The sequence below is a fragment of the Sorangiineae bacterium MSr12523 genome (assembly GCA_037157775.1).
GTDB lineage: Bacteria > Myxococcota_A > Polyangia > Polyangiales > Polyangiaceae > Pendulispora > Pendulispora brunnea.
This window is the reverse complement of the sequence record CP089982.1, coordinates 11400467-11421741: the sequence shown is the minus strand read 5'-3', so window position 1 is coordinate 11421741 and position 21275 is coordinate 11400467. Positions and strand designations below refer to the sequence as shown.

Annotated in this window: 18 protein-coding genes; 6 read left to right on the top strand and 12 right to left on the bottom strand. The window is 66.0% G+C overall.

All coding sequences use genetic code 11. From position 1 onward, the window contains the following. Positions 1 to 23: 23 nt before the first annotated feature. Genes LZC95_45170 through LZC95_45155 form a run of 4 tightly spaced genes read right to left on the bottom strand, consistent with a single transcriptional unit; the run spans position 24 to position 3671 of the window. Positions 24 to 710 carry an ABC transporter ATP-binding protein gene (locus LZC95_45170; GenBank protein WXA93633.1) on the bottom strand — a complete coding sequence of 229 codons (687 nt, stop codon included), beginning with the start codon at positions 708 to 710 and terminating at the stop codon, positions 24 to 26. After that, positions 710 to 1966, bottom strand: a complete 1257-nt coding sequence (locus tag LZC95_45165; protein ID WXA93632.1) for an ABC transporter permease — start codon at positions 1964 to 1966, stop codon at positions 710 to 712. Before LZC95_45165 ends, LZC95_45170 begins: the two co-directional genes overlap by 1 nt. After that, positions 1966 to 3153, bottom strand: a complete 1188-nt coding sequence (locus LZC95_45160) for an efflux RND transporter periplasmic adaptor subunit (protein WXA93631.1) — start codon at positions 3151 to 3153, stop codon at positions 1966 to 1968. Before LZC95_45160 ends, LZC95_45165 begins: the two co-directional genes overlap by 1 nt. Then, positions 3150 to 3671, bottom strand: a complete 522-nt coding sequence (locus LZC95_45155) for a hypothetical protein (protein WXA93630.1) — start codon at positions 3669 to 3671, stop codon at positions 3150 to 3152. The genes LZC95_45160 and LZC95_45155 overlap by 4 nt, the downstream gene beginning before the upstream one ends. A 150-nt stretch (positions 3672 to 3821) precedes the next feature. On the opposite strand from LZC95_45155, the gene LZC95_45150 reads away from it, so the two are divergent. Then, positions 3822 to 5543 carry an ATP-binding protein gene (locus LZC95_45150; protein WXA93629.1) on the top strand — a complete coding sequence of 574 codons (1722 nt, stop codon included), beginning with the start codon at positions 3822 to 3824 and terminating at the stop codon, positions 5541 to 5543. A 159-nt stretch (positions 5544 to 5702) separates the two neighbouring features. On the opposite strand, the gene LZC95_45145 is transcribed toward LZC95_45150, so the two are convergent. The 6 genes from LZC95_45145 to LZC95_45120 all read right to left on the bottom strand — a co-directional run bounded on the left by LZC95_45145 (position 5703) and on the right by LZC95_45120 (position 12952). Then, positions 5703 to 6638: a hypothetical protein gene (locus LZC95_45145; protein WXA93628.1), complete on the bottom strand. Its 936-nt coding sequence runs from the start codon at positions 6636 to 6638 to the stop codon at positions 5703 to 5705. Continuing rightward, positions 6635 to 7237 (bottom strand): RNA polymerase sigma factor, encoded by a 603-nt coding sequence (locus LZC95_45140; protein WXA93627.1) that lies wholly within the window; start codon positions 7235 to 7237, stop codon positions 6635 to 6637. The genes LZC95_45145 and LZC95_45140 overlap by 4 nt, the downstream gene beginning before the upstream one ends. 109 nt (positions 7238 to 7346) lie before the next feature. Next, a complete protein-coding gene (locus LZC95_45135; protein ID WXA93626.1) occupies positions 7347 to 8684 on the bottom strand; it encodes a hypothetical protein in 1338 nt (445 codons plus the stop codon). Between the two features lie 31 nt (positions 8685 to 8715). Further along, positions 8716 to 10692, bottom strand: a complete 1977-nt coding sequence (locus tag LZC95_45130) for a biotin/lipoyl-binding protein (GenBank protein ID WXA93625.1) — start codon at positions 10690 to 10692, stop codon at positions 8716 to 8718. An 11-nt stretch (positions 10693 to 10703) separates the two neighbouring features. Continuing rightward, positions 10704 to 12323, bottom strand: a complete 1620-nt coding sequence (locus tag LZC95_45125; GenBank protein ID WXA93624.1) for an acyl-CoA carboxylase subunit beta — start codon at positions 12321 to 12323, stop codon at positions 10704 to 10706. Then, entirely contained in the window at positions 12320 to 12952 is a 633-nt protein-coding gene (locus tag LZC95_45120) for a TetR/AcrR family transcriptional regulator (GenBank protein ID WXA93623.1), read from the bottom strand. The genes LZC95_45125 and LZC95_45120 overlap by 4 nt, the downstream gene beginning before the upstream one ends. A 59-nt stretch (positions 12953 to 13011) precedes the next feature. Here LZC95_45120 and LZC95_45115 point away from each other — a divergent pair, with 59 nt between their 5' ends. Genes LZC95_45115 through LZC95_45105 form a run of 3 tightly spaced genes read left to right on the top strand, consistent with a single transcriptional unit; the run spans position 13012 to position 17048 of the window. After that, complete coding sequence (locus tag LZC95_45115; GenBank protein ID WXA93622.1) at positions 13012 to 14778, top strand: DUF1446 domain-containing protein; 1767 nt, start codon at positions 13012 to 13014, stop codon at positions 14776 to 14778. Further along, complete coding sequence (locus LZC95_45110; protein ID WXA93621.1) at positions 14775 to 15812, top strand: AraC family transcriptional regulator ligand-binding domain-containing protein; 1038 nt, start codon at positions 14775 to 14777, stop codon at positions 15810 to 15812. The genes LZC95_45115 and LZC95_45110 overlap by 4 nt, the downstream gene beginning before the upstream one ends. 51 nt (positions 15813 to 15863) lie before the next feature. Continuing rightward, entirely contained in the window at positions 15864 to 17048 is a 1185-nt protein-coding gene (locus LZC95_45105) for a beta-lactamase family protein (protein ID WXA93620.1), read from the top strand. A 23-nt stretch (positions 17049 to 17071) separates the two neighbouring features. On the opposite strand, the gene LZC95_45100 is transcribed toward LZC95_45105, so the two are convergent. After that, the gene (locus LZC95_45100) at positions 17072 to 17929 is read right to left on the bottom strand and encodes a trypsin-like serine protease (protein WXA93619.1); all 858 of its coding nucleotides are present in this window, start codon (positions 17927 to 17929) and stop codon (positions 17072 to 17074) included. Between the two features lie 175 nt (positions 17930 to 18104). Between LZC95_45100 and LZC95_45095 the strand changes: the two genes are divergently transcribed. Next, positions 18105 to 18722 (top strand): TetR/AcrR family transcriptional regulator, encoded by a 618-nt coding sequence (locus LZC95_45095; protein WXA93618.1) that lies wholly within the window; start codon positions 18105 to 18107, stop codon positions 18720 to 18722. Positions 18723 to 18789: 67 nt separating this feature from the next. After that, positions 18790 to 19539 (top strand): SDR family oxidoreductase, encoded by a 750-nt coding sequence (locus tag LZC95_45090; GenBank protein ID WXA93617.1) that lies wholly within the window; start codon positions 18790 to 18792, stop codon positions 19537 to 19539. 88 nt (positions 19540 to 19627) lie between these two features. On the opposite strand, the gene LZC95_45085 is transcribed toward LZC95_45090, so the two are convergent. Beyond that, positions 19628 to 21229, bottom strand: coding sequence for a hypothetical protein (locus LZC95_45085; GenBank protein WXA93616.1), 1602 nt, complete (start codon positions 21227 to 21229; stop codon positions 19628 to 19630). Between the last annotated feature and the right edge of the window lie 46 nt (positions 21230 to 21275).

Sequence of the window (21275 nt, the reverse complement as noted above, 5' to 3'; positions counted from 1 at the left end):
GGTGCGGGTCGCATGATACGGGGCTAATGCCGCTCGGAAACGATTTTTCCATCGCGCAGCTCGATTTGGCGGTGGGTGCGCGCGGCAAACCCCATCTCGTGGGTCACCATCACGATGGCCATGCGCTCGCGCTCGGCGAGATGGCGGAAGATATCCATGACGATTTCGCCATTCTTCGAATCGAGGTTGCCGGTGGGCTCGTCCGCAAGGAGCACGCTCGGCCGCCCCGCGATGGCGCGCGCAATCGAGACACGCTGCTGCTGCCCGCCGGAAAGTTGATGCGGCCGCCGCCCCGCGAGATCGGCCAGCCCGAGCGCACCCAGCACGTCCATGGCGCGCGCCTCCAGGGCTTCGCGCGGGCTGCCTCCTCGACGCCAGAGTGGAACGACGATGTTTTCCAGCACCGAGAGCTCGGGCAGCAGGAAATGAAACTGGAACACGAAGCCGAGGCGCTCTCCGCGCAGCCGGGCGCGCTCGTCGTCGTCGAGCGCGCTCACCTCGAGGTCCCCCAGCAAGATGCGTCCCTCGGTGGGGCGATCGAGCGCGCCCAGCAGATAGAGCAAGGTGGACTTGCCCGATCCACTCGGCCCCGTCAGTGCGAGGAATTCGCCTTCGTGCACCGATACATCGACGTGGTCGAGCACGCGGTGGCGGACGCCGTTGCCCAGATCGCGTACGAGGCCGTCGGCACGGAGAATGGGGACAGGCATCAGGTCACCATGCCGCGAAGCACGTCGACGGGCTCGATGCGCGAGCCGCGCACGGCCGGGATGGCGCTGGCCAAGAGGCCAATCACGAGCGCGAACAGCGCGCCGTAGAGGTACATCCTCGGATCGTCGTCGACGAGCATGGTGTCCGCCGTGCCGTACGCGGTGTTGGTCTTCAACGTGATGTGCGACACCGCGGTGAGGAGCTCGTGCCCGAAGAAGCTCCCGATGGCGGCGCCAATGAGCGCGACGATGGCGCCCTGCAAAAGGAACAACCCGAGGATGTCGCCGCGGCGAAACCCGGTGGCGCGCAGGAGCGCCACGTCGCGTGTCTTTTGCAGCACCATCATGATTTGAACCGCAAGGATGCCGAATCCGCCGACGACGAGGATGGAGGCGATGATGAACGCGGTGACGATGTCCTGGACGGCGAAGACACCGAGAAAGCTCGCGTTGGCCTTCTGCCAGCTCTCCACCTCGATGCCGAAGAGGCGCTGCATGCGCTCGGCGTAGATATTCGCGGTCTCCGCATCGTCGATGCGCACCTCGATGCGGCTCACGATGTCCGGCCGGGAGAGCACCGTTTGGCCCATTTTGAGCGGCACCATGACGCGTGAATCGTCGATGCTCTGCACGGCGAAGGAGAAGGTGCCCATGACTTTGCCCAGTGCGCGCACGCTGCGGGGGCCGACGAGGACCACGGTGTCGCCGACCTTCACGCCGAGCTTTTGCGCGGCGCCGGTGCCGAGCAGCACGCCGTCGCGCGATTGGGCGAACTCGGTCCATGTGCCGTCCACGATGTAGTCGCGGATGGCCGTGACGTCGTCCTGGGCCAAGGGCTCGATGCCGCGCAGCTCGCAGGGAAGCTCCTGCCCGGCGTACGTGAGCAGCGCGGAGCCGCTCACCGACGGCGCCGCGGCGCGCACGCCCTCGAGGCTGCGCGCGGCGTGCAGGATCTCCGTGGGGCGCTTGATGCGGCTTTGGCGATCGTCTTTGGCCTCGTGGGCCACGTGCGCAGCGACGAAGTCGCCGAGGTGGCGCGCCAAAAGGGGAGGCTCGGTCGTGAGCTCTTTGTCGGTGATGGCCACCTGCGGGGTGACGCGGGTGATCGTTTGCAGAAACTTGTTCCGGTAGCCGAGCTGGATGCCCCGCATGGCAATCAACGTGGTGACGCCCAAGGTGACCGCGAGGATGGCGATGAGGCTCAGCACGCGCCGCTCCCAGAGCTGGCGCAGCGCGAGAAAGGCGACGACGCGCATCAGGGTGCCTTCTCGGTGACGCGCACGCGGGCGCCGTCGCGCGTGAGCTTGTCGGCGCCGCCGACGACGGTGCGATCGCCCTCGGCGAGGCCCGAAAGGATCTCGGCGCGGAGCAAGTCGTGAATGCCCACCGTGACCTTGCGCCGCACGGCGCGGCCGTCTTCGATGACCCACACCTGGCCATCCTGGATGGCGTCGGCCGGGGCGAGCAGCGCGTTGGGCTTTTCGATGACGATGATGTTCACCTCGGCGGTCATGCCGCTGCGAAGGCCGTCGACCTTTTCGTCGAGCTGCACCTTCGCCAGGTAGCTCTTTTTCTCGCGATCGGCGTCGGGCATGACTTTGACGACGTGGCCCGCGAAGGTGCGGCCCGGGAATGCGTGAAGGCTTGCCGCGACGCGCGAGGGGACGCCGGTGCTGCCGTCGTGCACCCGGCCGATGTCCGCCTCGTCGATGCTGACCTCGAGCAAGAGCTGCGCGGGATCGCCCACCTTGAAGAGCGGCTGATTCACCGCGACGACCTCGCCCGCCTCGACGTAGCGCGCGAGCACCACGCCGTCCTGCGGTGCGCGCACGTCGGCATCGGACACTTTGCTGGCGAGGGAACGCACCGCGGCTTGGGCGCGGCCTGCGTTGGCCTCGAGGTCGATGCGCTGGGCGCGCTCCTCGGCGCGTACGGCCTCGAGCTGCGCGGTGAGCTCCACGACGTCGTCGTGCGTGCGGTCCCAGTCCGCCTTGCCGATGGCGCCCGTGTGGACGAGCCGATCGGCGCGATCCATTTCGCGCTGGGCGGCGTGCAGTTGGCTCTCGAGCGCAGCGCGCTTGGCCCGCACCGTGGCAAGCTGCGGGGCGTGCCGCGCCACCGCGGCTTGTGCCTCCACCTGGCCGCGGCGCAGTTCGAACGCCGCCGCGGGATCGTCGACCCGCGCGAGGAGCTGCGCATGGCGAACCGCATCGCCCTCGGTGACGGGCAGCTCGGCGATGGGGCCGGCCGTCTTCGCTTTGACGGTGACGCGGCGCTCGGCCTCGACGGTGCCGGTGGCGTACACCGCATCGACGGCGCGCCCGCGCACCACGGGGGTGACCACCACGTCGATGCGGCGCGTGAGGCTCGCGCCGGCGGCGCCGCCCCCGACGAGGAGCACCACGGCGGCGATGATTCCACGTGTCTTCCACTTTTTCGTCATGTTCGTCCTCGTTTGCCCCTGCGCTCCTGTAGGAACCGCTCGAGCAACACCGGGAGCTCCCGCTCCAAAAACGCATACAAATCCGCCATTTCGCGCAATCGCTCGAGGCGCTCGGGCGGGGCGCCATGCAGCGCGAGAAGCCCGCGCTCGCCCACTTGGCGAAACATGGTGAGCAGCCGCACCTTGCCCAGCACCGTGGTGCGGAAGGCATCGGGCTTCATCTGAAAAAGGTCCTGCCGTTTGCCCGGCTGCACGTGCCGCTCGATCAAACCGGTTTGAATGAGCAGCCGTGTCATGGTGCTGACGGAGGCGCGGCTGGCTTGGATGGCGCGTGCAATGTCCTCAGCGCCCTGCTGCGGCGGATCGGAAATGAGCAGATGCGCGAAAATGCGCCCCGTCATCCGCGGCAGGCCGCTGTATTCGAAGAGCAATCCCATCTCCTCGATGAACTGGCGCAGGGCAATGGCCTTCTCCTCCTCCGTCGGGCCTTTGGCTGCGCGCTCACCCTTCTTTCGCATGGCCCTTGCGATTTATTCATTTAGTCGTTTCAGTCAATACTGAAATGACTAAAAAGTTAAACGAAACCCCTTGTTTTCCCGATCGCGCCGCCGTCGTTGCGACGTCGATCTTCTCTGCTATTTGAGACGAATGGGTGTGGCAAGGTGGCCGTGAGTACGAGGCGACCCCGGCAGCGCTTCATGCGCTCGAAACACGCCCAAGTGCTGCGCGAGCAGAGTCGGCGTATTCGGCATTTGGAGTGGCAACTGAGAAATGCCGAAGCACAGCACACGCTGGCCAAGTCCGAGGCGGAGGTGATGCAGCACGTCTCGCGACGGTTTCAGGAAACGGGCATCATCGGCGTCGTTTATTGGCGAAGCGATGGCACGATTACGTATTGCAACGACGCGCTGCTCGGAATGCTCGGGTATTCACGCAAGGAATTCGAACGCGACGGCCTCGATTGGAAAACGCTGACGCTGTCCGAATTCGCGCATGTGGACGATCAGGCCTTCGTCCAAATGAACGAACTGGGCTATTGCCGCCCGTACGAAAAGGCCTATCGCGCCAAGGACGGGCACACCGTTCCAATCCAGATCGGTTCGGCGTACTGGGAGGGGACGACCGACGGCGGCGTCTCTTGGATTCTCGATTGTAGCGAACGCAAGCGGGCCGAGGCCGAGCGCGATCGATTGCTCGCCGCGGAACAAATCGCACGGCGCGAGGCCGAGGAGGCCAATGCGGCGAAGGACGAGTTTCTCGCGGTGGTGTCGCACGAATTGCGAACGCCGCTGACCGCCATTTTGGGTTGGGCAAAACTCTTGAAGGCGGGGCCGGTCACGCCGGCGATTCAGGAGCGCGCGCTCGAGACCATCGAGCGCAATGCGCAGCTCCAGGCGAGGCTCATCGACGACATTCTCGATGTATCGCGCATCATCGCGGGCAAGCTCGCGCTCGATCGGCGGGTGGTATCCATCGGAGAAATCGTGGAGGCGGCGGCCGATTCGCTGCGTCCGTCGTTCCGCGACAAGAACGTGCACCTTGCGGTGGACATCGATGCGGGGCTGCCGCCTGTGTTGGCGGACGCGAATCGGTTGCAGCAGGTGGTGTGGAACGTCATGCAGAATGCCTTGAAGTTCACGCCGGTGGGCGGGCACGTCGGGGTGCATGCGTTTCGGCGCTCCGCTGGGGAGGTGGCCGTCGAGATCGTCGACACCGGGCAGGGCATCAAGGCGGAGTTTCTGCCGCGAATTTTCGAGCGATTCCGTCAGGCGGACAGCTCGGCGACGCGCGTGCATCGGGGCCTGGGGCTCGGGCTGGCCATCGTGCACCAGTTGGTGACGTTGCACGGCGGCAACGTGTGGGCGGCGAGCGACGGGCCAGGGCGGGGTGCCAAGTTGACGATCGAGCTGCCGGCGAGTGCGTTGCCCGTAGCGCGCCCGGAGGTGAAGGCGCGGCGCGTGCGCGCGCGTCGCTTGGACGGGGTGCACGTGCTGGTGGTGGACGACGAGCCGGACATCCGCGAGCTGGTGTCGGAGATTCTCTCGGAGCACGGGGCGCGCACCACGGTGGTGGCCTCGGTGGACGAGGCGATGGATGTGGCCTGCCGCGACCGACCCGACGTGGTGGTGAGCGACATTGCGATGCCGAAGGCCGATGGTTTCGATTTGATTCGGCGGCTGAAGACCCTGGACGGGCAGCACGGGCACCCGATGAGGGTGTGCGCGCTGTCGGCGCTGGCCACCCCGCAGGATCGCGCGCGCATTCGCACGGCCGGGTTCGATGCGCACCTATCGAAGCCGGTGTGGCCGGACAAACTGGTCGAAACGGTGTTTCGCCTTTCCTGCGAGGGCGCAGACGCCGAGCCCATGCCGCTCTCCGAGCCTGCGTAGCGGAAACGGCTCGAGAGAATTCACATGAAGGCGGGAAGGACGTACGTCACAGAGGGCGCGGAGCGCTTTTTTGGGGTTTTCAGTTGGCCTACTGAGCTGATTGAAAACCCTCAGAAAACCTTCCCGCCTTCCCGCCTTCATGTGAATTCTCTCTAGCGATCAGTGTGGGGTGCGGAGGATGTCGAGGAGGGCGCGGGCTTCGTTGCGGCGGTAGGTGCCGTAGGTGCCGTTTGCAAAGGGGATGAGGGCGGCGGCGGCTTCGTCGCGGCGGTTCATTTTGACGAGGACGAGGGCGCGGTTGAAACGGGCTTCGGGTGCGAAGCGGCCGTTGGGGGCGGCTTGGAGGTAGGCGTCCCACGAGGCGAGGGTGGATGCGGGATCGGCCTTGCCGAAGTGCAATTGGTGGGCGCGCAGGTAAAGGTCGTCGGCGGGATCGAGGGGGGCTGAGGGTGGTTCGACGGCGCCTCGGGCGTCCATGCCCGCCCTGCCCGAGACGTGGCCCTCCACGGTCTCCTTCTCCTGCGCCGGAGCGGGGGCCGGAATGCTCTTCACCGACTCGTCGGCGGAAGGCTTCACGGGCTCCTTGCCCGCAAGCTTCGCGAGCTCCTTCTCGATGGGGGAAGGCGTCGACGGCGTCTGGGCTGCGACGGACTTTGCGACCCTTGGCGCGTGCACCACAGGTGGCGCGGCGGCGGCGGGCGCAGGGGGCGCTGGTTCGACGGCGGGTGGCGGAGGGACTTCATCCACGGGAGGCGGTGGTGCTGGCGCGGCGGGCGGGGCTGCAGCCTTCGCCTTGGGGGCTGCGGGAGATGGCGGCGGCGTGACCGGTAGCTCGCGCGTGGTCGAGGGGAAAATAGCCGTTTCCACGGCGCGAAAGACGGGGGTCAGCTTCCCCGTGGCGGCGGCAAACGCCGTCGACGTCGCAAGGGTGGCGGCGATGGGCAGCAAGAAGGTGCGCATGCGGCGCACGCGCCGGTTCTTCTGGGCGACACTCGATTGAATGCGCCGCAAGGTCAGCATCGGATCGACGGGTGGATCCGCGGGCTCCTCGCGCAGGGCGCTCGTTGCGAGCTCGAGCAAATCGTCGTCGTTCATGTGTGCCCCCCTGCCGTCAGGAGCTCGCGCAGCTTCCGCTTCGCGTAGAAAACGCGCGTTCGAATCGTGGCCTCGGGTGTGCCGAGAATGCTCGCGACCTCGGCGGCGGCCCGCCCCTCCACCTCGCTCAAGACGAAGGTGGCGCGATGCTCGTGGCTCAATTGATCGAGCGCCCGTTGCAGCGCCCCCGCCAGCTGCCGCCGCGACGTATCCCGCTCGGGATCGCCCGAGTCCTTCGCAGGGATGACCGCCAGCTTGGCCATGGCCGCGCGCCGCCGGATGGCCGAGCGCACGTGGTGCCGCGAAATGTTGATCGCGATCGAAAAGAGAAACCCTTCGAGCGAGCCCTCCCCGCGAAACCGCGCGATGGAGCCCGGCAGGGCGACGAAGACGTCGTGCACCAGATCTTCCGCCGCCGCGGAATCGCCCAGAAAGCGTTGGGCGAAGATGCGCAGCTTCGTGTGGTAGCGACGGTACACATCGGCGAGGGCCGAGGCCTCGCCTCGCTTCAGGCGGGCAATGTCCAGCGCCTCGGGCTCCTGCTCCGCGGGCAGTGACAATTCGACTTCCGTGGGGGTGAAGGAGCCAACACGCATCATGGCATCGTCGTCGTTTGGGGACCTCGAGGATGCAGTGCCCGCAACCGCGACGATGTTCATGGGCCGGCGCCGAATTTCGGAAACGCGCGGATATATGGCGGAAAGTGCTTCAGTACGCAACTTGAAGCCCCCCGCTGAACACCGGGGCGAAGTGTACGTCCTTCGCACCTTTCCGCTCTACCTGAACGCTGAGGCCGCCGCCGGCGAAGAGGCTCATGTGCCCGCCGAGGTCGGCACCGAGGAGAAGCCGCGCCTGGTGATCGTCGTAGCCTTCGGCGTTGCCCGACCCGTTCTTGAACATCCACGCCGTGCCGAGGTCGACATCCGCGTAGAACGGATTGAACGCGGGGATGTGCACGCCGATGTTGAAGCCGGGGCCGAGGAAGTCGGTGTCTCGCTCGCGCGCATAGACGCCGCGCACCACCGTGTACGTGTACTTCGTGATGTACTTGATGCCGAAGTTGCCAAACCCGTGGTTGCTGGCCCAGGCGACGGCGCCAAAGCGCGACGTCTTCGAATAATTGAACACGCCCCACTGGATGCCATCGATATCGTCGGCGATGTTCACCACGCCGATCTGCGTGCCTTTGACCTTGCCGCCGATGTTCACCACGCCGAGCTGCATGCCGTGCACGTCGCCGGCCGCGGTGACGGGCGCGATCTGCAGGCCCTCGACGCCGCCCTGGGCAACCCCCACGATGCCGGCGAGCTGCAGCCCGTTCACGTGGTCCTTCGTCCAGGCGGCGATGCCTCCGATCTGCAGGCCGTGGAGTGCACCTTGGTTCAGGGAGCCGAGTCCGCCCATCTGCAGGCCGTCGACTCCGGTGGCGGAGGTGCCCAAGCCTCCGATCTGGATGCCATGCACGGGCCCCTCGACCATGCCGCCGAGGCCACTGACCTGCAGGCCATCGAGCTCGCCGATGTGCCCGTAGAGGGCATCCAGCGCGAAGTGCGTGAGCACGTTCGGCTTGCCCATGTTGGAGGCCACTGGGTAGAAGAGCGACACCACGGCGGGATGCCACGGCCGGTTTTCGGGCGGCGGCGAAGTAGGCGCGGGAGCAGGCTTTTTTCCCGCCGCCTCCTCTTGCGCGAGCAGCACCGCGGTTTGATCCGTCACCAAGTTTTCCGCGAGAATCGCGGCCGCATCAAGCACGCTGGCTTTGGTCGCCGCTTGAACGAGGCGCGTCGTTTCTTGTCCCTTTTCATCGCGGTACGTGACGGTCACGACCGTGTCGTTCACGTGCACCAAGAGGCGGCGCGCGTTCGGCGGTGCCGCACCATCGCTGATGGGCGTCGTTCCCAATCGTGCGCGAACGGCTTCGCGCACGCGATCGGCGGGTTCACTGCCCTGCACCTGCAACACGATGGGATCCTCGGCGGCGAGGAGCGGCCTCGCGTAGCCGAGGAGCACGAAGACGAAAGCAAGCAGGGCACGAACGACTTTCATGCCCCTGGAGTGCCCGGTCGTCCGAGTTCGTTCACGAAATGCGCACCAGCACCTGCCCGGTGGTCACCTGGTCGCCCGTGCGCGCGGTGATTTCCTGCACCGTGCCCGCGATGGGGGCGGGGAACTCGAGCTCGAGTTTCATCGCCTCGAGGACCACGAGCAGCTGCCCCTTCTCGACCTTGGCCCCCGCCTCCACGGCGACCCGCACGACCTTGCCGTCCATGTTGGCGCGCACCAGTCCATCGGCGCCGGGGACCGCCTTTTCCGCCGGATGGTACGTGCGGTCGACGTACGCCTCGGTCGCGCCCTCCGCATCGATCCAGAGCGTGTCGCCCCGCCGGACGTACCGCGCCACATGGCGCACGCCGCCCAATGTGTAACGCAGCGAGGTGCCATCGCAGGAGAGCTCGCGGAGTTCGCACCCGTCTTGCGAGCCGTGTTGGACGCGGTACCCACCGGGCTCGAGGGGCGTCAGCGTGAGCGCGGCATCTTGCCCGCGGCGCGCGACGGTCATCGCGGTGGGCATGACCAGGTTGCTGTGCCAGCCGAGGAGCGAGGACTCCAAGGCGCCGCCTGCGGCAAGGCTTCGCGCATCATCGGCTACGAAGGCTGCCGCGGCCACCGCGATGTGGTGCGGCGGCGGCGATGCGGTGACGAGCGCCTCGTTCTTCTGGAGAAAATCCGTGGCCACGTCGTCCGCGCCAAAGGCGTTGGAGCCCACGATGCGCGAGAGAAACTCGCGGTTGCTCTGCACGCCGAACAGCGCCGTGTCGGCAAGGGCCTGCACCAAGCGCGCGCGTGCACTCTCCCGATCCGACCCGTGCGCAATGATCTTCGCCTGCATCGAGTCGTAGTACGGACCGATGACCGTGCCCGTCTCCAGGTAGGTGTCCACGCGAAGGCCCTCACCCCGAGGCGGCTGCCATAGAAGCACCGGGCCCGTTTGCGGCAGGTATTCCTGGCCGGGATCTTCCGTGCAAAGCCGCACCTCGATGGCGTGGCCTCGCCGCCGCCTCAGGATCTCCTCTTGGGAAAGGGGCAGGCGCTCGCCCTGGGCGACCAGGAGCTGCCAGGCCACGAGGTCGACGTCGTAGACCAACTCGGTGACCGGATGCTCGACCTGCAGCCGCGTGTTCATCTCGAGGAAATAGAAATGGCCCTCGCGGTCGAGCAAGAACTCCACGGTGCCGGCGCCCACGTATTTCACCGCCTTCGCGGCACGCACGGCGGCATCGCCCATGGCGGCGCGCAGGGCCTCGTTCACCGCGGGGCTTGGCGCCTCCTCGACGACCTTCTGATTGCGCCGTTGCACCGAGCAATCGCGCTCACCGAAGTGCACCACGTTGCCGTGCCGATCGCCGAAGACCTGGATCTCCACGTGCCGCGCGCCCACGATGGCCTTCTCCAGGAGAAGCTCGCCGCTGCCGAAGGCGTTTTGCGCCTCCGAGCGCGCGGATCGCAACGCGTCGGGGAGCGCACCCGCATCGTGCACCAAGCGCATGCCGCGGCCGCCACCGCCGGCGGCGGCTTTCACCATGATGGGAAAGCCGATGGAACGCGCGGCCTCGAGCAGGGCCTGGTCGTCGCCGCCACCTTGGTAGCCGGGGACGCAGGGGACGCCTGCCTCGATCATGCGCAACTTGGCCGCGCTCTTGTTGCCCATGGCCTCGATGGAGCTCGCGTCGGGGCCGATGAACACGAGGCCCGCATCGGTCACGGCGCGGGCGAATTCCGCGCGCTCCGAGAGAAAACCGTACCCGGGGTGCACCGCCTCGGCGCCCGAGTCTTTGGCGGCCGCGAGGAGCCGTTCGATCGACAAATACGACTCCGTTGCAGGTGCAGGCCCGATGCGAACGGCCCGATGCGCCTCGCGCACGTGAAGTGCATTTTTGTCGGCGTCGCTGTACACGGCGACCGTCTCATGGCCGGCGGCACGTGCGCCGCGCAGAACGCGCACGGCGATTTCACCGCGGTTGGCGACCAGAACCCGTCGAAAGCGTTTCGTCATGGGAGAACCTCTCACAGCCGAGCCACGCCGAAGCTCGTGGGGTGGACCTTGCGGGCCCTCGCCTCCTCGCAAATCGAGAGCACGAAGGCGAGCACTTTGCGCGTGTCGCGTGGATCGATGATCCCGTCGTCGAAGAGGCGCGCGCTGGTGGCGAACGCGTGCGACTCCCGATCGAATTGGTCGATGATGGTCTTCTCGATGGCCGAGAGCATGCCCTCGTCCGAGTCGTCGAAGGTCTTGCCTGCGGCCTTCCACTTCTCGCGCGTGACGATGCTCATGACCTTGGCCGCCTGCTCGCCGCCCATCACCGCGGTGCGCGCGTTGGGCCAGGAGAAGATGAAGTCCGGCCCGAAGCCGCGCCCGCACATACCATAGTTGCCCGCGCCGAAGCTGCCGCCCACCACGATGGTGATCTGCGGCACCGTCGCATTGGCCACGGCCTGAATCATCTTGGAGCCGTGCTTGACCATGCCCCCGCGCTCGGCCGCCGTCCCCACCATGTACCCGGTGGTGTTCATGAAGTACACGAGCGGTATGTTGCTCTGGCAACATAGCTGAATGAACTGCCCCGCCTTGGTGGCGCCGTGCACGGTGATGGGCCCGTTGTTGCCGAGGATGCCCACGCGCACGCCGCAGATGGAGGCGTGTCCGCAGATGGTCTGCGCATCGTATTCCGACTTGAACTCGAGGAACTCGCTCCCATCGACGATGCGCGCGATGATTTCGCGGCAGTCGATGGGCTTCTTGTAGTCGACCGGAACGACGCCGCACAATTCATCGGGATCGTACCGCGGCGGGACGTACTCCGCGATTTTCGGCGCGACGGATCCGTATCCGATGTTGGCCATCACCTCGCGGGCGATGCGGAGCGCGTCGGCGTCGTCCTCGGCCAGAAATTCGCTGGTGCCGGCCACGCGGCAGTGCATCTCGGCACCGCCCAAGTCTTCGTCGGTGGCGACTTCACCGGTGGCGGCGAGCAAGAGGGGCGGGCCCGCGAGAAAGACTTTGGCGCGGCCGCGCACCATGATGACGTAATCCGAGAGCCCGGGCATGTACGCGCCGCCGGCCGTCGACGAGCCGTGCACCACCGTGATCTGCGGGATGCCCGCGGCCGACGCCCTGGCTTGGTTCGCGAAGGTGCGCCCGCCCGGAATGAAGATATCGGCCTGATAGAGGAGATTGGCCCCGCCCGACTCCACGAGCGAAATGGCCGGCAGCTTCTGCTCGAGCGCAATTTCTTGTGCCCGCAGGCCTTTTTGCACGCCCATGGGCGCGATGGTTCCGCCTTTGATGGCCGAGTTGCTCGCCGTCACCATCGTGCGCACGCCCGAGACGTAGCCGATGCCGACGATCATGTTGCCGCCGGCGAGCGCGCCGTCTTTGTCGTCGTTCATCTTGTAGCCGCACAAGGTCGAAAGCTCGAGCCAGGGGCTTCCGCGGTCGAGCACGCGCATGACGCGCTGGCGCGGCAGAAGCTGGCCGCGCTTTTCGTAGCGGGCGCGTTTGCTCTCTTCCTCCGTGCGGCCTTTGGCCTCGATGGCGCGAAGCTCCGCCACGAGGGCCAGCATGTCCTCGCGGTTCTTGGCGAAGGCCGCGCTGCGCGTGTCGATGGTCGATGAGATCGCCGTCATGGTTTGCTCTTTTTCTTGGTCTCGGGTTTCAACGCGAGCGCCCGCGTCCACAACGTGGTCAGCGTGGAGACGGCTTCTTCCGGGTCGAAGTCGACGGTTCCGAAGCCGAAGGTCGTGTAACAAAACTCGTGCACCATGCCCGCGAGCATGTGCGCGGCAAGGCGCGGGGAGACGTCCTTCGGCGAGAGCCCTTCGCGCTGAAGGCGCCGGATGGATCGCTCGACGCGCGCAATGAAGGCCGCACGCGCCTCCTCGTAGAGCCCACGCAACGTGGCATCGGACAGCGTTTGATGCTGCACCAAGGTCAGGATGCGCGCGTTCTTCTCGTAGGCGCGCACGTAGGCACGGTTGCCGGCCTCGATGCGCGCCCGCGGATCGGGCCCGACCTCGGCGGGCAAGGGCGGGATGAGCTCGACGTAAAGGGTGGCGGCCACCTCGCGGAGCAGCTCTTCCTTCGATTCGAAGTACGTGTAGAACGACCCCACCGCCACGCCGGCTTCCTTGGCGATGTCCACGATGCGCGTTTCGAGGACGCCGTGCTTTTCGAACACCTTCCGCGCCGCCGTGACGAGCTTGGCCCGGGTGCGCTCGGCGCGTCGCGTGAGGGGTTTCGGGGCCTCGGTGGACATTGATTTCTGGAAACGTAACTGAATTTGAATTCAAATTCAAATGCGCTACCTTCGACCGCATGAGCAGGCAATCACCGGTTCGGGTTGCGAATGCATCGGGCTTTCTTGGCGACCGCGCGCGAGCCCTTCGCGAGATGGTCGAGGGGGGACACGTCGATGTCGTCACCGGCGACTACCTCGCCGAGGTGACGATGCTCATCTTGGGCAAGCAGCAGGCAAAGGATCCGTCGGCCGGCTACGCCGCCGCGTTTCTCGCGCATCTAGAGCCGGCGTTGGCGACGGTGCTGACCAAGGGCATCAAGGTGGTGGTGAACGCGGGCGGGTTGAATCCTGCCGGTCTCGCAAAGGCCGTGCAGGCATTGGCGGAGCGATTGGGTTTGGCGCCGCGCGTGGCCACGGTGCAGGGCGATGATCTGCGCGGCCGGTTGCCGGCGCTGTTCGAGGCGGGCGAGCTTCTGGCGAACTTGGAGACGGGGGAGCCTTTGCCGCGCGAGGCGGGGTTCGTGCGCACGGCCAATGCGTACCTCGGGGCGTGGGGCATCGTGCGCGCGCTCGAGGCGGGGGCGGACATCGTCATTTGCCCGCGCGTGACCGATGCGTCGCTCGTGGTGGGCGCGGCCGCGTTTTGGCACGGCTGGTCGCGCGATGCGTGGGATTGCCTCGCGGGGGCGGTGGCTGCGGGCCACGTCATCGAGTGCGGGACGCAGGCGACGGGGGGCAATTATTCGTCGTTCCAGGAGATCCTGGGGTTGGAGCACCCGGGATTTCCCTTGGCCGAGATTCACGCGGATGGCAGCAGCGTGATCACGAAGCACGCGGGGACGGGCGGCCAGGTGAGCATCGGCACGGTGACCGCGCAGCTCGTGTACGAGGTGGAGTCGACGCGGTACCTGAACCCTGACGTGGTGACGCACCTCGATACGATTGCGCTCTCGGAGGAGGGGCCCGATCGGGTGGCGCTCCGCGGTACGCGGGGATCGCCGCCTCCGGAGACGACCAAGGTGGCCATTACGACCCGCGGTCCTTTCCGCAACGAGATGACCTTGGTGGCCGTGGGTCTCGATGTCGACGCGAAGCTCGCGCTGTTCGAGCGTGCGGCCCGTGCCGCGTTGGCGAGGACGAAGGCGCAGGTGGAGTTTCAGCGGATTGGCACGGCCAACGTCGACGCCGCATCACAGGACGAGGCGTCCGCGTTTCTCCGGGTGGTGGCGACATCGGAGAATGAGGCGGCCGTGGGGCGCATTTTTTCGAGTGCGCTGGTGGAGCTCGGCCTCGCGAGCTACCCGGGCCTCTTCATGCTGGGTGCCCCCGGGCCGGCCGTCGAAGTCGGCGGCTACTGGCCCGCGAAAATTTCGCAATCGCTCCTGGAGCACAGCGTCACACTGCCAGATGGGACGACGGAGCCGATTGGCGCTCTCGAACCCGTGCCCGTGCCCGTGCCCGTGCCCGTGCCCGTGCCCGATTCCGGGTACGAATACGGAGCTCCCGACACCCAACGCCTCCCCCTCGGCACCCTCGTCGACGCCCGATCCGGCGACAAAGGCAGCGATGCCAACGTCGGACTCTGGGTTCGCAGCGACGAAGCCTTCGCCTGGCTCCGAAGCGCCCTCACCGTGGACCGCTTTCGCGAGCTCCTGCCCGAGGCGCGCGATCTCCGCGTCGAGCGCTACGAGCTCGCGAACCTGCGCGCCCTCAATTTCGTCGTCCGCGGACTTTTGCGCGGCGGGGCCGTAGCCACCACCCGGTTCGATCGCCAGGCCAAGGCCCTGGGCGAATACCTGCGCTCCCGCATCGTCGACATCCCGCGTACACTTCTCCTTCGATGAGGGGAACCGCCACCAACCTGGCCTCGATGGCGCGCGGCGTCCTGCAATGGGCGCGCGAGCGCGGTATCGCCGAGAGCGATCTCCTCGGCCGCACTCCCCTGGATCGCAGCGCCCTCGATCAGAGCCACTCGCGCATTCCGCGCGAGACCCACGTGCACCTCTGGCGCAGCCTGGAAGACCAATTCGGCGATCCCGACTTTGGGCTTCATCATGCGGAAACGCTGCTGCGCCCCTCGTCGCTCGGCGTCGTCGGCCTCCTCTCGATGACCAGCGCCACCGTCGCGGAAAGCATCCACCGCGCGACGACCTACAGCCGCATCCTCAAGCCCGACATCCGATCGCGCATGGTCACGACGGATCGCCACGTCGTTGTCGAGCTGGAGAGCCAGTCGGGCTCGCCCCGCTCCGTGGCCGACTGCTCGCTGCTCGCGTACCTGCTCTTTCTCCGCCGCTGGACCGGTGAAAACTTCGCGGCGCGCGAGGTTCACTTCCAGCACGCGCGCCCTGCGCAGATTCGCGAATACGAGCGGTGGTTCCGCTGTCCAGTTCACTTCGGACAGCGGTGCAATTCCATCGCCTTCGATCGCGAGGTCGCCGAGCTTCCGCTCACCACGTCGCAACCCGACGTCGCGATCTACCTCGAGGAACAAGCGTCGCAGCTTCTCGCCCACGTCCCGCCCGAATCGCGCCAGCGGACGGTCGACGACGTTCGCACCGCCGTTCGCACCGGCGTGGACGAGGGCCAATCGCACTTGAGCATCGTCGCGCGCCGTCTCGGCCTGGGCCCGCGCCACCTGCAGCGCCTTCTCGCCAAAGAGAACCTCGACTACCGCGCCCTCCTCGACGACGCCCGTCGCGACGCTTCCATCCCGTTGGTAGCCGATACCGACATCCCCTTCGAAGAAATCGCCGCCCGCGTCGGCTTCACCGAGGCGCGCGCCTTCCGCCGCGCGTTCCGGCGTTGGATCGGCATCAGCCCTTCCGAATTGCGTGCGGCCCGCGGCCCACGTTCCCAAAGTTCGATCCCGCGTTGAACGGACGACGGCCTGCGGGGAACTACTTGGCGACCCAAAAAAGGAGGTCGCATGAATTTTACCAAGCTTGCCTACTTGGCATTTGCGGGCTGGGCATTCGCGGGTTGTGCGGACGATAATGCGCCGAATAGCGAGGATCGATCGAATGCGCTGACTGTCCAGGACAGCCAAATAAGAAGGCCGTTGCAACGCGGTCTCGATCGGCTTCATGCCGGCGGAGTGGTCGGCGTGGTCGCTCGAGCGAGCGACGGCAGGCAGCAAGTCGATGCGCGAAGCGGTACTGCCCGACGCGATGGTGCGGAGCCCGTGCCGTTCGAGAGCCATTTCCGCATGGGCAGCAACACCAAGACGTTCGTCGCAGTGGTCGTCTTGAAACTCGTCGACGAGGGCAAAATTCGGCTCGACGACACCGTCGATCGGTGGCTGCCCGGGCTGGTATCCGGACATGGAAACGATGGCAAAACGATCACGATTCGTCATCTCCTGCAGCACACCAGCGGTCTTCGCAATTACACGCAGGACATGCTCGATCCATTCACGGAAAAGGATTACTACGCGGAGCGATTCCGACACCTCGAGCCCGAGGAGCTGGTCGCAAAGGCGATCGCGCACGAGCCGAACTTCGCACCCGGAACGAGCTGGAGTTATTCGAATACGAATTACACGCTCGCGGGCATGATCATCGAGAAGGTCACCGGTCATCCTTGGGCCTCGGAGATCCGTACGCGCATCCTGGAGCCGCTCCAGATGTGGCACACGTTCGAGCCGGGAGATTGGCCGGCTCTCCCAGCACCGCACGCGCAGGGCTACAACGCGTTTTCCGAGGGAAAACCGCTGGTCGACGTCACGTTGTTCAATATGAGCTGGGGCGGTGCTGCAGGAAGCCTGATCACCACGACCGAGGACCTGACTCGATTCTGGCGCGCTTTGCAGGAGGGCGAGCTTCTATCCCCCGCGCGCATGGCCGAGATGCACGAGACCGTTCCGGCGACCGAGCTGCAGGCCGTGTTTCCCGGCCTGCGCGACGGACTCGGCGTCTTTTGGTCTCCCACGAGGTGTGGAGGCTTCTGGCATCACCCCGGCGACACACCTGGGTTCTCCACGCGCAATGCGGTCAATGACGAAGGCACCCGCGCGCTGGTGCTCTCGGAGAACACCACCGGCGACGTCCCCGCGTCTCAGCGGATCAAAGAGGAGTTGCAGCTGCTCGAAGACGTCATGTGCGCTGGTCAATGAGCATGGCCAAATCAGCCTAGGCATCAGCCCCTCGGAACTGCGCAGCCGCCGCCCTCGTTGACCTCGTGGACGATGGCGTCGTGGATGTCGTCGATGCGGGCAAGCAAGCCGCTCCCGGAATTGATGCCCACGATGGTGTGCGTTCCGCTTCGCATGACCGCCCCGCCCGAGTCGCCGGGCTCGGTGACGTGAACGGGCTCGAACGCCGTTCCTAGGGTGCAAGCGCTCGTATCTCGTGATGCAGCGTCCCCATTGGGCACCGTGCGGATCGTGCGGTAGTCGTGCACCGGAGCATTCTCCACGGCCACCTCTTCGGAGAGGTACACGTTGTCCGTCATGGAGCCCGCTCTCTTGCGGCCTAGGATGTGCACGGGCGATCCATTCGCGAGCGAGTCGGAAGCCAGCTTGGGATATACGTCCAGCGGGATGGCATCCTGGAGGAACAACAGGGCGACGTCGATGAATTTCGGGTCAGCGGCCGTGCTCAGGTCTTGCTGATTCGACCAGTGCTCGGAATCCCATCGTATCGATTTCTGTACATGGGTTTCGGGGTGGTCCTTGACGAAAGGTGCGGTCACCCGGATGGAAGGCGAACCAAGGGTGCAATGCGCAGCCGTGAGCACGACACGGGGCGCGATGAGCGTTCCCGTGCACCCGTCGCGGTTGGTCCTCCCGCCGCTGCGTGTCTCCATGTCGACGATGACCGCCTCGGGGTAATCCGAAGCGAGCGGCGGTCCGGCGTCGCCCGCACCGGGCCATTTTCGAATGGCTTGTTCCGCTTCCGCGGAGGTGCCGTCCGTCTCTTCGGCATCGCCACTGCACGCCGCGCACACGAGCGTCACCGTAAGCAGAAGCGCGGTAAATACGTGCTCTCGAATCATGAGGGCCTCCTTCGTTGGCTCACCCTGTAGACGCTCCGCGCGGAGAGCTTGCGCGTTTAAACCCAGGTCAAGAAGCACCGTTGGCGCCGACGAGTCAGCCCAGGCTGCCTTGTCCGGCCATCGAGCGGCGCGATTTGTTGTGGACACATCTGTCAAAAAATTGTACGTTGAGACCATGGCCCGACCCAAGGAGTTCGACCGCAACACGGCGCTCGAAGCAGCAAAGGCGACCTTCTGGCGCAAGGGCTACAATGCCACCACCACGGAGGATCTGCGCCAGGCCATGGGGATCGGGCGTCAGAGCTTCTACGACTCGTTCGTGGGAAAGCGCGAGACGTTCCTCGAGGTGTTGCGGCGCTACAACGACGACGGCGTGGCCCAATGCGTCGCAAGGGCAAAGAGTGCGCGCTCGCCGCTCGCCGGGCTCGAACGCATCCTGTTCGGCTTGGTCGACGAGCAACCGCAGCGCCGCGCGCTCGGCTGCATGGGCGTTTCCGCGATCTGCGAGTTGGGGACGGACGATCCCGACGTCGCCGCCATTGGGGCGCAGAGCGGCAAGCGCCTCGAGGAGCTGCTCGTGGGGTTGGTGCGCGAGGCGAAGTCCCTGGGGCAAGTGCGCGCGTCGGTCGACGAGCGCGCGGGCGCCCTGCAGATCAATGCCACGATGCTCGGGATGAAGGTGCTCGCGAAGAGCGGCGCCTCCGCCGCAACGCTGCGCGAGGTGGCCATTGCCACGCTCGACGGATTGGCCGCGCACCCCATCGAGCGCCCCCGGCGCGGAAGAACGAGCTGACCCGATCGGGAGGGGCAGTCTTTTTTTTGGTCTATTTTGGACAAAACTGTCAACAATGGAGACTCGCATGGCGAAGAAGTTGGAAGGCAAGATCGCGCTCGTCACTGGCGGCACGACGGGCATCGGGTTGGCAACGGCGAAGCTCTTTCACGAGGAGGGCGCCCGCGTGATCGTCACCGGGCGCAATCCGAAGACGCTCGACGAGGCGCGCGTGCAGCTTGGAGGCACGGCCGACGTGGTGTCTTCGGACGCTGGTGATCCCGTGGCCATCGAAGCACTCTTTGCGGATATCGCGCGGCGCTACGAGCGGCTCGACGTGCTCTTCGTGAACGCCGGGATCGTGCGCATCGGCACCATCGAAGAGTCGTCGCTCGCCACCTTCGAGGAGGTCATGCGCGTGAACGTCGTTGGGCCTTGGCTCTCGTTGAAGTACGCAACCCCGCTCTTTCGCGCGGGCGGTGCGGTGGTGCTCAACGCCTCGATCAATGCGCGGTTGGGCATGGTTGGCAGCAGCGCTTACGCCGCATCGAAGGCCGCCCTGCGTTCACTCGGGCGCGTCGCGGCGGCGGAGCTCGCGCCGCGCGGCATTCGTGTGAACGTGCTCAGTCCCGGCCCCACGGATTCGGGCATCACGGAAAAGGTGCTGGACCCCGCGGCTGCCGCCGCCGCCCTCGCACATCTGACCGAGCGCATCGTGATGAAGCGCCTCGGCACCGTGGACGAGGTCGCACGTGCAGCGCTTTTCCTCGCATCGGACGACTCGTCCTTCATGACGGGCGAAGAAATCGTGGTCGACGGCGGCATGACCCGCGTCTGATCTCCGCGCCGGCGCCACCGCACCCGAGCAACGCAGCAATTCCACAATCGCTGCGCCGCTCGAGGATGGTCCGTGACGTACTACGCCCTCAGCGCGATGCCTGCTTCGCGCCGACGAATTTCGATGTTTGGAACACCTGCAGGCTCTCCCAAACCACCGGCATCGCCTTCTGCAAAAGCCCCTGGAGCTCCGGTGTGAGATCGCCCGTGCGCATCGGCACGCGCTTCACCGTTTCGGTGTCGTACGTCCCGGCGACGCGGCCGTATTTGTAATTCGAATCCAAGGTGCCATCGGCGGTGAGCTTCACCTCCGGCAAGGTCACGTTGGGCTTCGAGAGGAAGAATGCATTCTGCTCCAGCGCCGGCGGCTTGCTCGTGTCGCGGAATCGATTCTTCTCTTTGAGGAAGCCATACAGCTGCTTCGCGGTCAGCTTGGCCGGATCGACCAATTCGACATTGGCGCTCACCAACTTTGCATAGGGCTGCGCGCCGCTTGCGTCCTTGTAATTGCGAAGTCGCTCGAGCGACGCGGCAATCTGCTCGCGCTGGAAGGGAAAGTGCGTGCAGCCCAGAACCACCGTGCTGATCGGCGTCGATGCACCGTTCTTGCGGTACGACTCCACCATCGTGGCCACTTCGTACTTCACGTAGTTCTCCACCGAATTGAGCTTCCACGAATCCGGCGCCTGCGGATCACCGATGAGGCCCTTCGGGTCGAACGCGTACTGCTGCTGCAGCGAAGGATCGATGCTCGCGTTCTGGTTGCTCACGGCCGGACCTTGGTACGGCGTGGCGGAGGACGCGCTCGACGTCGCGCCGGTGGAGCGCACGAACGCCGGATCGCCCTCGATGGCGCCGGCGAGGCCCACGCTGCCTTGCTGCACCACCTTCGGCGGCTCCAACCCGGCGGCGCGCGAATACTTCTCGATGGTCTTCGGGTACGCCTCGCTCTTGCAGGTGCCCACGGTGGCCATGACCGCCACGGAGCCTTGCTTCCCCTGCTTCATGGCCGAAACGGCGCCCTCCGCGCCCGCCTCGACCACGCCGACCAGGATCATCGGGATCTTCCACGCCTCGAACGCCGCGCGGATGTCGTTGATGCCGTACGCCGTGGCCGTGTTGCACGCGACCACCACCGCCTTGACCAGCGGCTTGTCGGCCATCGGCGCGGTGGCCTGCGGCGTTGCCCAATAGCGATTACCAAGCAGGAACGCGGCATCTTCGATCACCAGCTCGCGCAGGAAATTCTCTTTCCCCACGGAGGGGTATTTCCCATACGGCATATTGGCTTGATCGCCATAATAGATGAACCGCTCGTCCTGGAAGTCCGGAATGCCATCGGCGCCGGGCTGGTGCGTCTTGTTGTTGAACTCATCGACCTTCAAAATGGCATTCAGCACCGTCAGGCCACCGATGCCCGAATCGAACACGCCAATGGGCAGGCGCGAATAATCGACGGACTCGTACGCCTTGCGGTCGACTGGATAGAGCTTCGATTGCCCGGCAGCGATGTGCTGGATGATGGCCGTCGGCGCATTCTTGTCGGCCTTCGCGGCTTCTTGCGCGGGGGCCGCCGGCGGGGGTTGCGCGGGCGTGGCGGGCGGCGTGGCCGCCGTCTCGTTCGACGCGCAATGCGTTAGTGCCGCCAATGCGGCGAATGAAACGAGGCAAAGCGACGTATGTTTGCGCATGGCGGGATGCTACCTCCATTCAAACGAAGGAAATCGGCTCGAATCG